The 12,493-nt window shown below is 64.2% G+C and carries 11 protein-coding genes; 5 read left to right on the top strand and 6 right to left on the bottom strand.

Translation table 11 applies throughout. The features are described 5' to 3' along the window. The first annotated feature begins 11 nt into the window (after positions 1 to 11). The gene (locus FURADRAFT_RS10840) at positions 12 to 1,142 is read left to right on the top strand and encodes a patatin-like phospholipase family protein (protein ID WP_008954197.1); all 1,131 of its coding nucleotides are present in this window, start codon (positions 12 to 14) and stop codon (positions 1,140 to 1,142) included. A 133-nt stretch (positions 1,143 to 1,275) separates the two neighbouring features. Then, positions 1,276 to 2,949 carry a methyl-accepting chemotaxis protein gene (locus FURADRAFT_RS10835; protein ID WP_008954196.1) on the top strand — a complete coding sequence of 558 codons (1,674 nt, stop codon included), beginning with the start codon at positions 1,276 to 1,278 and terminating at the stop codon, positions 2,947 to 2,949. Between the two features lie 182 nt (positions 2,950 to 3,131). On the opposite strand, the gene FURADRAFT_RS10830 is transcribed toward FURADRAFT_RS10835, so the two are convergent. Beyond that, positions 3,132 to 3,614, bottom strand: coding sequence for a GNAT family N-acetyltransferase (locus FURADRAFT_RS10830; RefSeq protein WP_008954195.1), 483 nt, complete (start codon positions 3,612 to 3,614; stop codon positions 3,132 to 3,134). Between the two features lie 169 nt (positions 3,615 to 3,783). Next, the gene (locus tag FURADRAFT_RS10825; protein WP_008954194.1) at positions 3,784 to 4,815 is read right to left on the bottom strand and encodes a histone deacetylase family protein; all 1,032 of its coding nucleotides are present in this window, start codon (positions 4,813 to 4,815) and stop codon (positions 3,784 to 3,786) included. Between the two features lie 125 nt (positions 4,816 to 4,940). On the opposite strand from FURADRAFT_RS10825, the gene FURADRAFT_RS10820 reads away from it, so the two are divergent. Beyond that, a complete protein-coding gene (locus FURADRAFT_RS10820; RefSeq protein ID WP_008954193.1) occupies positions 4,941 to 5,426 on the top strand; it encodes an Lrp/AsnC family transcriptional regulator in 486 nt (161 codons plus the stop codon). Between the two features lie 48 nt (positions 5,427 to 5,474). On the opposite strand, the gene FURADRAFT_RS10815 is transcribed toward FURADRAFT_RS10820, so the two are convergent. Next, entirely contained in the window at positions 5,475 to 7,784 is a 2,310-nt protein-coding gene (locus FURADRAFT_RS10815; protein ID WP_008954192.1) for a heavy metal translocating P-type ATPase, read from the bottom strand. An 80-nt stretch (positions 7,785 to 7,864) separates the two neighbouring features. Between FURADRAFT_RS10815 and cadR the strand changes: the two genes are divergently transcribed. Further along, positions 7,865 to 8,359 (top strand): Cd(II)/Pb(II)-responsive transcriptional regulator, encoded by a 495-nt coding sequence (gene cadR / locus FURADRAFT_RS10810; protein WP_008954191.1) that lies wholly within the window; start codon positions 7,865 to 7,867, stop codon positions 8,357 to 8,359. 103 nt (positions 8,360 to 8,462) lie between these two features. Here the strand turns inward: cadR and FURADRAFT_RS10805 are convergent, their stop codons facing one another. Beyond that, positions 8,463 to 8,996 carry a hypothetical protein gene (locus FURADRAFT_RS10805; protein ID WP_008954190.1) on the bottom strand — a complete coding sequence of 178 codons (534 nt, stop codon included), beginning with the start codon at positions 8,994 to 8,996 and terminating at the stop codon, positions 8,463 to 8,465. A gap of 121 nt (positions 8,997 to 9,117) precedes the next feature. Between FURADRAFT_RS10805 and FURADRAFT_RS10800 the strand changes: the two genes are divergently transcribed. After that, positions 9,118 to 10,875, top strand: coding sequence for a ClcB-like voltage-gated chloride channel protein (locus tag FURADRAFT_RS10800; protein ID WP_328269463.1), 1,758 nt, complete (start codon positions 9,118 to 9,120; stop codon positions 10,873 to 10,875). Between the two features lie 138 nt (positions 10,876 to 11,013). Here FURADRAFT_RS10800 and FURADRAFT_RS10795 read toward each other — a convergent pair whose 3' ends face one another. After that, entirely contained in the window at positions 11,014 to 11,625 is a 612-nt protein-coding gene (locus tag FURADRAFT_RS10795; protein WP_008954188.1) for an NAD(P)-dependent oxidoreductase, read from the bottom strand. Between the two features lie 133 nt (positions 11,626 to 11,758). Further along, a complete protein-coding gene (locus FURADRAFT_RS10790; RefSeq protein ID WP_008954187.1) occupies positions 11,759 to 12,466 on the bottom strand; it encodes a DsbA family protein in 708 nt (235 codons plus the stop codon). Between the last annotated feature and the right edge of the window lie 27 nt (positions 12,467 to 12,493).

The raw sequence follows: 12,493 nt of genomic DNA, 5'->3' as shown, positions 1-12,493 counted from the left end.
GGAGAATGACCATGGCAGAAAAGGCAGTGACAAAGAAGCACAAGAAAGCCCTGCTGATAGGCGGTGGCGCCCCCAATTCCACGCTGATGGCGGGAGCTTTGGTTGCCTTCCTGGAGCATGGGGTGGAGTTCGACGTGATTTCCACCTCAGGGGCCGGTGCGCTGATGGGCTTGCTCTATGCCGCCCCCAAGGCCGGCGATCCCATAGAGGCATTGCGGCAGTGGGCGCAAATTGGCGTCTCGGACCCGATCTACGGCATGCTGCCGGTCAATTACAAGGTCTTCATGAAACCGGGGGCCGAAGCCGCCGCGTATCGCGACTGGCTCGCCCGCAACCCCTTCACCGCCCCGTTCTTCGATCCCAGCTCGCCGTTTGGCAGCGGGCTGTTTTCAGACTGGGTCAAGCTCGGTCTCGCCACGATGTCGCCCAGCAACCTGTCGCCATCGAGCCTGGGCCTGTGCGCTCACCTGCCGTTTGCCGAGCAGGTCGTCGACTTCGACGCCATCACCGCCGTAGCGCCCGAGTTCTACATCAATGCCTATAACATGAACCGCGAGAAGATGGTCATCTGGGGCAAAGATGAGATCACGCCTGAGCACCTCAAGGCGGCCTTCTCCTTCCCGCTGATCTACCCGCCCTACACCCTGGACGGCGAGGATTACATTGAAGGCGCCGCCATCGATACGCTCAACTTCAAGGCGCTGGTGAACGACGACCCGGCCTCACCCGGCAAGCACTGCGACATCGACACGCTGGTGGTGTTCGACATCCTCGGTGCCGACAAGCTGATCCGCAAGCCGCGCGGGCTCTACGACGCCTGGGTGCACTCGATCATCACGCCGCTGGTGGAAATCGCCAAGGACGACATCCGCCTGTTCGAATACAAGCACAACATCGACCCCGCTACCGGCCAGCCAAAACGTCAGCTGCTTAAAGTGGACCTGATGGGCGGCATTCCTGACGAGCACTGGCCGCAGGTGATGGATTGGACCAGTTCCAACCTCGAATTGCTGTTCGACGTCGGCTACCGTGCCGGGCAAGCTTTCTGCCGCGACCACGCCGCCGCGCTGGATCTCGCCGAGCCGCCGGGCCGGCATCGGGACAGGGCCGCTGCCACGGAGGACGCCACCGAACTCGTCTGACCGCGCCGCCTCCTCATTGGGACCAGCAACGTCGATAAGGCGCGTGCCGCCGCACCATGCACCCGCACAAGGCATGGCGGCAGGGCGCCATCGGCGTTGCAGAAAAAAAGAACGACAAAAAAGGAAAAAATACATGAAGCGCATTTTCATTGGGGTCGTGCTGAGCCAGCTTGCCGTGACGGTGCTGGGCAGCCTGCTGCTGCTCAATCAGGGCGCAGGAATGGCGGCCGCTGGGTTCGCCAGCGCGGCCATCGTGCTGCTGGCGGCCAGCACCGTCTGGTTGGTGAACCAGGTTTTCAGGCCGCTCAGCCGCTTCGAAGGGGCGATCCACCATGTGCAGCAAAAGCATGCGCGCAACCTGACCTACCAGTACCCGGCGGTGGGAGGTGCGCTGCGCACTTCGGTGGAATCGGCCAACAAGTACCGGGGCACGGTGTGCGAGACCATGGTGGGCGTACGCCACAACAACATCGTGCTGTCAATCAAGGCGGCGCAGATCGGCAAGCAGATCAAGGATGCAGACAACAAGGCGCGCGAACAGGAAACCTTGGCCGAAGGCATCTTCGCCCGCACCGAACGCAGCAGCGCCGAAATGGAAAACGTCAGTGCCAGCGTCAGCGTGATCTCCGGCGTAGCCAGCGAACTGACCCAGGGGGCCGAAAGCACCAGCCAGGAGATGGCGGTGGCCAACCAGAACGCACGTGAAGCCGCCCAGATCATGACCGGCTTCACCCGGAGCATCGACAAGCTGCTGGAAGACACCGAGGCGATCATCTCCAGCGTGGCGCAGATTCGCGGCATTTCCGATCAGACCAACCTGCTGGCGCTCAACGCCGCCATCGAAGCGGCCCGCGCCGGCGAGGCTGGGCGCGGTTTCGCGGTGGTGGCGGACGAAGTGCGCCAGCTCGCCGAACGCACCAACACCCTCGCTTCGAGTGTCGGCGGCAAGGTACAGGAAATCCACGAGCAATCGCGGCAGACGGCAGGGGCGGCACAGTCGATCGCAGAGAGCATCCTCAAGGCGAGCGACGTGCTGGATGATGCCACGAGCCAGCTCAACCAGTTCGTTCAGGGCAGCCAGCAGGTCAACCGCGAGATCGGTGCCATTCAGGGCGCCATGAGCACACTGAGCGAGAACAACCGCGACATCCACGGCAGCGTCGGACGCATGCATCAGTTGTCGGAACAGATGTCCACGTTGATGGAGGGCAGCATCGGCCCCTCTCGGGAGCTGATCGGTTCGGCCGAACAGGTCATGGCCAAACTCGGCCTGTTCCAGGTGGCCGACGCCGCGTTCGACCGCATCACCGCCCGGTTGCGCCAGAGCAAGGTGGAGTGTGAAGCGATGCTCGAGCAGCTCGCCGCCCAGGGGCTCGATCTGTTCGACAAGTCCTTCAAGCCGATTCCCGGTACCAACCCGCAGCAGTACCACACCAGTTACGACAAGGCCTACGAGCAGCTCTTCCGCCCCTACTTCGACCGGCTGGCCGCCGACATGCCGGGCTGCGACCTGGCGGTGATCTGCGTCGGCGACGAGGCCTATCCTCCCACCCACGTCAGCAAATACTGCCAGCCGCAGACCGACGACGTGGCACGCAACACGCTGGTAAGCCGCGACAAGCGCTTCCACAAGGGCAACCCGATGCTGCATCGAACCAGCACCGACAAGAGCGAGTTCCTGTTCCAGGCCTACGTGCGCGACGTCGGCGACATCTTCGCGCTGGTCTCGGTGCCGATCTACCACCAGGGGCGGCACTGGGGCGGCCTGATGTTCGGACTGCAGCACGAGGCGCTGCTGCAAGGCTGAGAAACGGCTTGCCGCTTGACCGTGCTCCGTTCTAAATAAAGCAGAGAGGGTGCCTTGGGCACCCTCTTTGCTTTGGGTTGACACCCCCTCGGCCTCACCGGCTCCAAAGCCTTCGCCTTCGTGATAAGCGAGCCAGGTTCACATCGTTGACGCGTGGCATTTCCGGTGGACCTACGATCGCCTCAGGCGCTGGCGGCAAAGTCTCGCAGCGGGGAACCCGACATGCGGTAGCGCACCCACTCGTCTTGCGGCTCGGCGCCGATCGACCGGTAGAAATCGATGGCGGGCTGATTCCAGTCCAGCACGCTCCACTCGAAACGGCCGCAGCCGTTTTCCACCGCGATGGCCGCCAGATGCTGCAGCATGCGTTTGCCGGCGCCATCACCGCGCATGGCTGGCGAAATATACAAATCCTCGAGATATAACCCCTTTTTCGCCTGCCAGGTGGAGTAATTGAAGAAGTAGATGGCATAGCCCGCCGCCTCGCCATTTACTTCACAGATCAGCGCGCGAGCCGGCGAATCCTCACCGAACAGGCTGACTTCGATGGACGTCACGGTGGCGGCCACCTGGTCGCCAGCTTTCTCGTAAATGGCCAGCTCGGTGATAAAGCGCTGAATCAGCGCGGCATCTTCTCTATGGGCAGGGCGAATGGTTATGTTCATCAGAATTCTCTTGCTCGTTGATGGCGTGGATGGGGCACGGTTGCCGCGTGGCCCGTGATTGCATGGGCGATATTACGGGCACTGCCATACTGGGCAAAGCGCGTTTATTTCACTGGCCGATGACATTTATGCATCAGCCTCGCCGCCTGGGGCCGTCAACTCGACAGACTCAGCGCGCTGCCTCGAAACCCCGCAGTACGTTCACCGCGTTGACGCCTATGTCGTCGACCATGTAGCCCCCTTCCATCACGAACAGGGCGGGTCGGCCGATGCCGGCGATAGTCACGCCGATGCGCAGGAAATCCTCGTTATCGAGCTGGAAGTGGCTGATCGGGTCGTCCTTGAAGGTATCCACCCCCAGCGACACTACCACCGCGTCCGGTGCGTAGGCGGCGATGGTGCGGCAGGCGTGGGCGAGCGCCTCGCCGTAGCCGTCCCAGGCGGTGCCGTGCGGCAGCGGGTAGTTGTGATTGAAGCCCAGCCCGGCGCCGGCGCCCTGCTCGTCCCGGTGCCCCAGGAAATAGGGGTAGGACTGTTTCGGGTCGCCGTGCAGGGACACGAACATCGCGTCGGCGCGCTGGTAGAAGATGCTCTGGGTGCCATTGCCGTGGTGGTAATCGACGTCGAGCACCGCCACGCGTTTGGCGCCGCCATCGAGGCAGGCCTGGGCGGCGATGGCCGCGTTGTTCAGGTAGCAGTAACCGCCCATGTATTCGGCGGCGGCGTGGTGGCCGGGCGGGCGGCACAGCGCAAAGGCACTGTGTTCGCCCTCTTCAAGCTTGGCCATACCGGTCAGGGCCAGGTTGGCGCTGGTGCGCACCGCTTCCCAGGTGCCGGCGGTGATCGCCACGCCGGCGTCCATGGCGTAGAGGCCCAGCTTGCCGTCGATGTGCTCGGGCTCGATGTCGCTGCGCAGATCGCGTACCGGCCAGATCAGCGGCAAGGCATCGTGCGTGCGGCCCAGCGCGCTCCATTCGGCCCAGGCGTTTTCGAGAAAGCGCACATAGCGCTCGCTGTGCACGCGGGCATAGCGGGAGGTGTCGTAGTCGCGCGGGACGATCACCTCGCCCAGGCCGACCGACTGCACTCGGGCGAGGATGGTATCGGCCCGGCTGGGCATTTCGAAGCACGGCTTGATCAGGCCGTCTTTCAGTTCGGTGGCATGGTGCAGCCGGTGGGCTTGGCTGTAGACGGTCAGCATGGCGTGGGCAATCCGGTGAAGAAGATGACGGGAACAAGTATGTAGTCTGCCGGCGGGATGTGTTTTGCTTTTTGAACTCAAAAATAGCTATTCTTTGAGAAAGATAAACTCACAAAGCAGCGAAAATGAGCGGAAACAAACCAAGGCATGAGCTGGATACGACGGATCGGACCATCTTGCGCCTGTTGCAGCAGGATGGTGCCCTGTCCAACCCTAAGTTGGCCGAACAGCTCTCGCTGAGCGTGACGCCGTGCTGGCGTCGGCTCAAGCGGCTGGAGGACGAGGGCTACATCAAGGACTACCAGGCCAACCTCGATCGCCGCAAACTGGGCTACGACGTGCTGGCCTTCGTCAGCGTGAGCTTCGCCGTGCATGCCGACGAGGCGCCCAATCGCTTCGAGGAGGCGATACGGGATCGTCCGGAGGTATTGGCCTGCCACAAGATCACGGGGGCGGCCGACTACTTGCTGCAGGTGGTGGCGGAAAACCTGGATGGCTACAGCGATTTCGTCGAGAACGTGCTGCGCAAGATGCCGGGTGTTCACTCGATCCAGTCGAGCCTCGCGCTGCGGGAAGTCAAATCGTCCAGCCGCCTGCCGGTGCCGGATTGAAGCGGCCGATACCGATTGGCTGTCCGGAATGAGGGCTGTGGACGATGCCTACTGTCGCAGCAGCCTCAAGCCATTCCCGACCACCAGCAGGCTCGCACCCACGTCGGCGAACACCGCCATCCACATCGTTCCCAGTCCGCCCAAGGTCAGTGCCAGGAATAGCCCCTTGATCCCCAGCGCCAGGGTAATGTTCTGGAGCAGCACGGCGCGAGTGGCACGCGACAGGCGGATAAAGGTCGGAATCTTGCGCAAGTCGTCATCCATCAAGGCGACGTCAGCGGTTTCGATCGCCGTGTCGGTGCCCATCGCGCCCATGGCAAAGCCAATGCGGGCACGAGCCAGTGCCGGGGCGTCGTTGATGCCATCCCCCACCATCCCCACCGGACCTGCTTTTTCGAAGGATTCGACGGCTTTCAGCTTGTCTTCAGGCATCTGATTACCGCGAACCTGGTCGATGCCCACTTGCTTCGCTATCGCTTCTGCCGTATGTGGGTTGTCGCCGGTCAGCATGACCGTCTTGACTCCTAATGCGTGCAGTTCGGCGATGGCGTCGCGACTGGAGCTCTTGACCGTGTCGGCCACGGCGAACAAGGCCAGGACCTGGTGTTCGTCGATGAGCATGACGACGCTTTTGCCCTGGCGTTCCAGCTCATCGAGGCGCGCCTCCAGCGAAGGAGCGCACCGATCGAGTTCATGCACCAGGCGATGATTGCCGAGAAAGTAGCGCTTGCCGGCGATCATGCCGCGTACGCCGCGCCCCGGTAGCGCCTCGAAAGCGGCGACATTGTCCCGTTTGATGCCGTCCTGTTCGGCCTGGTTGGCGATGGCTTGCGATACGGGGTGGTCAGAACGGCCGGCCAGGCTGGCCGCCAGGCGGCGGCAGTGTTCCGCTGCGACGTCAGCGTGTAGCTTGAAGTCGGTTTGTTGCGGTTGGCCATGGGTAATGGTGCCGGTCTTGTCGAGCGCCAGCCATTTCAGCAGGCGGCCTTGCTCCAGATAGATGCCGCCCTTGATCAGAATGCCATGGCGAGCCGCGGCGGCCAGGCCGCTGACGATGGTGACCGGAGTGGAAATCACCAGCGCACACGGACAGGCGATCACCAGCAAGACCAGCGCCTTGTAGATCCAGTCGTGCCAGTTGCCGCCCAGCAGCCAGGGCGGCAGTACGGCCACGGCCAGGGCAATGGCGAACACGGCCGGGGTATAGACGCGGGCGAACTGGTCGACAAAGCGCTGCGTCGGTGCTTTTGAACCTTGTGCTTGTTCGACAGCATGAATGATGCGCGCCAACGTGGTATCGGCCGCTACAGACGTGACGCGGTACTCGAAGGAGCCCGACTGGTTGATGGTGCCGGCAAATACGGCGTCGCCCTCGCCCTTGTCGACCGGCAGGCTCTCACCCGTGATCGGTGCCTGGTTGATGCTGGAGCGGCCGCGCACGATCTCGCCATCGAGCCCGATACGCTCGCCGGGCCGGACCCGGACCAGGCTGCCCACCGTCACCGTCCTGGCCTCGACCTCCTGCCACGTCCCGTCGGCTTGCAAACTGGTCGCCACCTCCGGTGCCAGTTCCATCAGCCTCTTGATCGCATGACGGGCCCGGTCGAGCGACTTGGCCTCGATCAGTTCGGCGAGCGTGAACAGCACCATCACCATGGCCGCCTCGGGCCACTGCCCCAACAACAGCGCGCCGGTCACGGCGATGCTCATGAGAGCGTTGATGTTCAGGTTGCGGTGGCGAATCGCCACCCATCCCTTCTTGTAGGTGGTCAGCCCGCATGAAGCGACCGCGATAATGGCCAGTGCGGCGGACAGGTTGCCCGGCAAACCGCCCCACCCCGCCGCCTCCGAGGCGATGGCCGCCGTGCCGGCAAGAGTCAAAGGCCACCACGGTTTCTTCTGCACCACAGGTTTTGCAAGCTGGCCTTGGGCATCCGGGACTTCGGGTTCGAAGCCGAGAGAGCGCACCGCCTCCAGGATCGGGGCCAGCGCCTCGGGGGCATGCACCACCGTCAGCACCCGCTGCATCAGGTTGAACTCGAGGTTCTTGACGGACGCCATCTTTCCCAGTTTCTGGCGAATCAGCGCCTCTTCTGTGGGGCAGTCCATCTGCATGATGCGCATGGTGGTTCGCATACCGTCCGCGACCGTTTCCGGTGCGGCGAGCGCGCCTAAGGCGATCGCGGCGGGAGCGCAGCACTGGCCAATGGCATGATCGTGAGCGTGGTCGTGCCGATGGCTTTGTGCTGTCATCGGAGCCACACGATACTTCGGGCCCGCATGGCTTTGAACCGGGACAACATGCCGCTTCAAGGGGTCGGGTTCGTTATTGGGGTCGTGGTCGCAGCAGCCGGCCATGGTGAGGCTCCGTTTTTCATCGTATGCTGTGCATTGAACACCCTGTAGTTACTGCAGGGTCAAGCAACAAAGGGCGGCAAATGAAAATCGGTGAATTGGCAAAACAGGCGGGCTGCCCGGTGGAAACCGTGCGCTACTACGAACGCGAGGGTCTGCTGCCGGCGGCGGTGCGCGATCAGGCCAACAACTACCGCAGGTACGACCACAGCCACGTGGAGCGACTGACGTTCATCCGCCGCTGCCGGGCGCTGGACATGACGCATGGCGAGATTCGGGCGCTGCTCCAGGCTCGCGTCGAGCCGGATGCCAGCTGCGAGTCGATCAACGAACTGATCGATGCCCACCTGCAGCATGTGCAGGCCAGGATGGCCGAGCTGCAGGCCCTGGAAAGGCAATTGATCGATCTGCGTGGCCAGTGTCTGGCGGCCCGGGCCACGCGCGATTGCGGCATCTTGCGCGAGCTGGATCAACCTGGCGACGTGGCGTGGCGAGGCCCGGCGACGCCGGCGAGCCACCTCGGCGGCAGTCGCTGCGGCCATGAGGAGAGTCCCCTTCTGCCGCACAAGCACGCATAAGGCATTCCTGCACATCATGGATGCTGCGCAGGCAGCGGCGATGCGACCGCCCTGCGCGGCGGTTTCGCCGGGTGGGCTCGATGTTATCGGCGATACAGCCGTGTCAGTGGCCCGCTACGGCATCCTTGCCGTGGTCGGATACTTGCGCGTCGAACCAGTCATGCAGCGCGGTAACAAGCCGCGAGTCGGCCGTCGAGTAGATCAGCTCCGCACCCTCGGGAATGGCGCGGTACGTAACGGCGATTTGACCGGGCTTGGCCGCCTGAAGCGCCGATAGTCCAGGCATCTGTTCGCCGTGGATATGGCGCGGTCCGGAAAAATCGCCTTGCGAGAACTGTTTCCGGATGTCTTCGAGGTGCTGCCTGATCTGCCGCACCTGCTCGGCGTCTTCGGCGCGTCGTGCCACGACCCGCTGAATGCCGCCCTCCGGCGTTTTGGTGAAAATGTGCTGGGTTGCGCTCAAATCGAACGGCATCACTTCTTTGCCTCGTTGCGCCACTTCCGCCTGCTGGCGGGCGATGGCCACCATGTGTGCCGCATGGTCCATGTGCGCCATGTCCGGTGCGTCCATGGTTTGAGCCTGCGCCACGGTTGTTGCCAGCGACGCGGCAAGTATCATGGCAAGTGGTTTTCGCATCGTCGTTCTCCGGCTTGACGTGAGGTGCTTGCCCCACGCCGTTCTGAATCTGAAACAAATAGGGCAAGGACGTTTGATTGCGGCAGCCCGCGAACCCGAGCCGCTCGGCAACTTCGCTATAATGCCGGGCAATCAGCAAGTCAACCTCTCCCTCAAGATACCCGGTCATATGCATGCTGCCCGCTCCCGCACACTAGGACGACTCGACATTAACGCCGTGAATCTGCTGCTGGCGGTGCCGATTGGCATGCTCGCCGCGGGCGTGACCAGCCTGTTCCGGCATGCCATCGATGTCGGTGATCGCGTGCTGTTCGGCTCGGCACAGGATATCACCGTGATCATGGCGCAGCTCGACTGGCGCTGGCGCTTGTTTGTTCCGGCCCTGGGCGGAGGTCTGGCTGGTTTGATCCTGTGGTACGCGCAACGCAAGCATGGGGCGTCGCATGGCGAGTATATGGATGCGGTATCGGATGGAAACGGTCGTCTTCCCCTATGGCCCTCCCTGCTGCGTAGCCTGTCCTCGCTGGCTTCCATCGTTTCCGCCGGTTCCATCGGCCGCGAAGGCGCCATGGTGCAGCTCGCGGCGGTGACGGGGTCGCTGACCGGACGGCGCTGGGCCAATGAACGCCAGTTGCGCTTGATGACCGCCTGCGGCGCGGCGGCGGGCCTGGCTTCCGTTTACCATACGCCGTTGGCGGGGGCGATGTTCGTTGCCGAAATCGTGTTGGGCGCCCTCACCGTGGATTTGCTGGTGCCGTTGTTTGCCTCGGCGGTCACCGCCTCGCTGACGATTCTCGCCTTCGGCCATCACGACGCGCCGTTCGCCCTCGCCTCGGGGGTTGCCGTGCCAAGCCTGGGTGTCTACTTGCTGATCTTGCCGATCGGTCTGCTGGCCGGCTTGCTGGCGCCGCTGTTCTTGCTGGTGCTCGACAACAGCAAGCAGGCTTTCCGGCAGCTTACCCTCTCGATGCCGTGGAAAATGGCCTTGGGCGGGCTCCTGATGGGAGCCATCGCCGTGTTCATTCCCGAGGTGTGCGGCAACGGCTACGCGCCGATCATCGATATTCTGCAGGGGCGGCCGCTGTCCGAGCCGGTGCCGTGGGCGCTGCTGGCGAAGATCGCCGCCACGGCATTGATCGTGGGGTCGGGCGCGGTGGGCGGCATCTTTACCCCGTCGCTGTTCATTGGCGCGGCGCTGGGGGCGATTGTCGCCGCTGCCGTGGCGATGTACCCGGTGCTGCCCCAGGGCGATGGCACCCTGATCGCCCTGATCGGCATGGGGGCGTTCATGGCGGCGGTGAGCCACGCCCCGCTGATGGCGGTGCTGATGGTGTTCGAGATGACCATGAACGCGGGCCTGCTGCTGCCGCTCATGGCCGGGAGCATTCTGGCGTATGCCGTTTCGCGCAAGATTCGGACGAACTCGCTCTACGACGTGCTGAATCGGCGCCACGCGTACCTGGCGCGGGTCGATGAGCTCCACGATACCGAGCTGATGTCGCTCCTGGAAAGCGTCTCCACCCACCTGACGCCGTCGACGACGGTGGCCCAGTCCAACGCCTGCTTCCAGCAGACGCGGACGCGTTACCTCTACGTCATCGACAGCGCCGGCCGCTTTGTCGGCGTGGTCTCGATCCATCGGCTGGCCGCCTTGCTGTGCGACCATCCCGAACGGCAGGACGACGCGATCGAAGGCCTCATCGAGACGGCCTTCGACCTCTTGCCGGCCCAGGCGAGCCTCAAGGAAGCCTGGACCCTGTTCGCCACCAGTCCGCTGGAGCGGATACCGGTGGTGGACAACCTGAACGACCGGCGCTTTCTCGGCGTGGTCAGCAAGCGCCAGGTGCTCGGCCGGCTGCAGATCCTGGCGCGGCGCTAGCCTTTCGGCAAAGCAAGACCGCCCGGGGTGGCATTACCGCCGTGGCGCGAACACGTCGGTGCAGCGTCGCCGATACACAACAGCCTTGGGTTTTGCCCAAGGCTGTCGCTTTATGGCGGAAACGCCGCCGTTGACGGCTCAGTAGCCGACGGTGAAGCGGCGGCGCGCGTGCTTTGGCGCTTCCAGCTCGTCGGCCAGCGCGATGGCGTAGTCTTCCATCGAAATCCAGCTCTTGCCCTGGGCGTCGATCAGGAGTTCATCGGCACCGATGCGGAACCGGCCGGTGCGTTCGCCCGGTTCGAACAGCGCGGACGGCGACAGGAAGGTCCAGTCCAGCGCCGCCTCGTCGCGCAGGGCATTCAGGAAGTCGCGGCCGGCGCTCGCCTCGGCCTTGTAGATCGCGGGGAATTCCGGGGTGTCGATCAGCTGCACGCCAGGGGCGACTTCCAGGCTGCCGGCGCCGCCGACTACCAAGAGGCGCGGCACACCGGCTTGCTTGACTGCCGAAATCAGGCTGTCGGCGTTGCTCGACAGGAACATCGCGGCGCTGATCACGGCGTCGTGGCCAGCCAGCAGCGGCGCCAGCGCCGCCGGGTCGGTGGCGTCGCCCTGTTTCAGCGTTACGCCGGCGCATGGCGCCACCTTGCCGATATCGCGGGCGATGCCGGTGACCTGGTGGCCGCGTTGCAGCAGTTCGGTGGCGAGGCGCGAGCCGACGCGGCCGCTGATGCCGATGATGACGACGTTCATGGTGTTCTCCTTGGATGAGGTGCCGTGCCACGCCGGACACGGCGGAAAGCGGGATGGATATCGAGAATGTTGCGGCTCGCCGACTCGATGGGTTGCGCTGCGCTTCACCCATGCTGCGGCGTGCTCGGATCGGTCAGATGGTACAGCTACCGCTGGCACAGCCTGGCTGGGCAGTCGCCGCGGGGGCTTCGGCCAACGTTGCCCGTCCTTGCCGTTCGAGGAAGTGGCGCCAGGCGGCAGGTTGGCCGAAGAAGCGGCCGGCATCGAGCAGCGTCAGCACGTCCCCTTGCTGCAGCGCGAAGGTCGGGAAGCCCCGTCCGCCGACCTGGCCCAGCAAGTGACGGCTGGCGGCGATGTGGGCCTGGGTCGCCGCGCCGTCCTGGCGGGCGAACTCGGCGGCGAAGGCTGTCGGGTCGAGGCCGATATCGGCCGCCAGCCGGCCCAGCACCTCGGCGTCGGCAATGCGCCGGCCTTCGACGTAGTGGGCGATCTGGATGCGCTTGAGCAGGTCGGCGCCACGGCTGCCGAGGGCTTCGGCGGCGAGAATGGCCGTGGTCGGCGGCGTGGAGTCGAACACCACGCCCGTGTCACGCAACAGGCCGTCGAAGTAGTCGGAACCAAATACCTGCCCGGTCAGCGCGGCGATGCGGTGGTCGTGCGGCATTACGTAGTTGCGCAGCGCCGCGCTCACCGGTTGGCGGTTGGCGCCACTCATCATGCCGCCACCGTGCAGCGCCACGCGCAGCCCCGGAATGGCGCGGGCGGCTTCGACCAGCGGCGCGGCGCCGTAGCACCAGCCGCACAGCGGGTCGTAGAGGTAATGCAGTACGGTCGTGCTCATGAGGGTGTCCTTGCGGCGAATAACGGT

The sequence above is a fragment of the Pseudogulbenkiania ferrooxidans 2002 genome (assembly GCF_000174355.1).
Taxonomy (GTDB): Bacteria; Pseudomonadota; Gammaproteobacteria; order Burkholderiales; family Chromobacteriaceae; genus Pseudogulbenkiania; species Pseudogulbenkiania ferrooxidans.
Note: the sequence above shows the minus strand (reverse complement) of the source record. Positions and strands in the feature narration are given on the sequence as shown.

Coding starts and splice junctions, on each gene's coding strand:
- FURADRAFT_RS10840 (WP_008954197.1), top strand. CDS start 12: ATGGCAGAAAAGGCAGTGACAAAGAAGCACAAGAAAGCCCTGCTGATA.
- FURADRAFT_RS10835 (WP_008954196.1), top strand. CDS start 1,276: ATGAAGCGCATTTTCATTGGGGTCGTGCTGAGCCAGCTTGCCGTGACG.
- FURADRAFT_RS10830 (WP_008954195.1), bottom strand. CDS start 3,614: ATGAACATAACCATTCGCCCTGCCCATAGAGAAGATGCCGCGCTGATT.
- FURADRAFT_RS10825 (WP_008954194.1), bottom strand. CDS start 4,815: ATGCTGACCGTCTACAGCCAAGCCCACCGGCTGCACCATGCCACCGAA.
- FURADRAFT_RS10820 (WP_008954193.1), top strand. CDS start 4,941: ATGAGCGGAAACAAACCAAGGCATGAGCTGGATACGACGGATCGGACC.
- FURADRAFT_RS10815 (WP_008954192.1), bottom strand. CDS start 7,784: ATGGCCGGCTGCTGCGACCACGACCCCAATAACGAACCCGACCCCTTG.
- cadR (WP_008954191.1), top strand. CDS start 7,865: ATGAAAATCGGTGAATTGGCAAAACAGGCGGGCTGCCCGGTGGAAACC.
- FURADRAFT_RS10805 (WP_008954190.1), bottom strand. CDS start 8,996: ATGCGAAAACCACTTGCCATGATACTTGCCGCGTCGCTGGCAACAACC.
- FURADRAFT_RS10800 (WP_328269463.1), top strand. CDS start 9,118: ATGCCGGGCAATCAGCAAGTCAACCTCTCCCTCAAGATACCCGGTCAT.
- FURADRAFT_RS10795 (WP_008954188.1), bottom strand. CDS start 11,625: ATGAACGTCGTCATCATCGGCATCAGCGGCCGCGTCGGCTCGCGCCTC.
- FURADRAFT_RS10790 (WP_008954187.1), bottom strand. CDS start 12,466: ATGAGCACGACCGTACTGCATTACCTCTACGACCCGCTGTGCGGCTGG.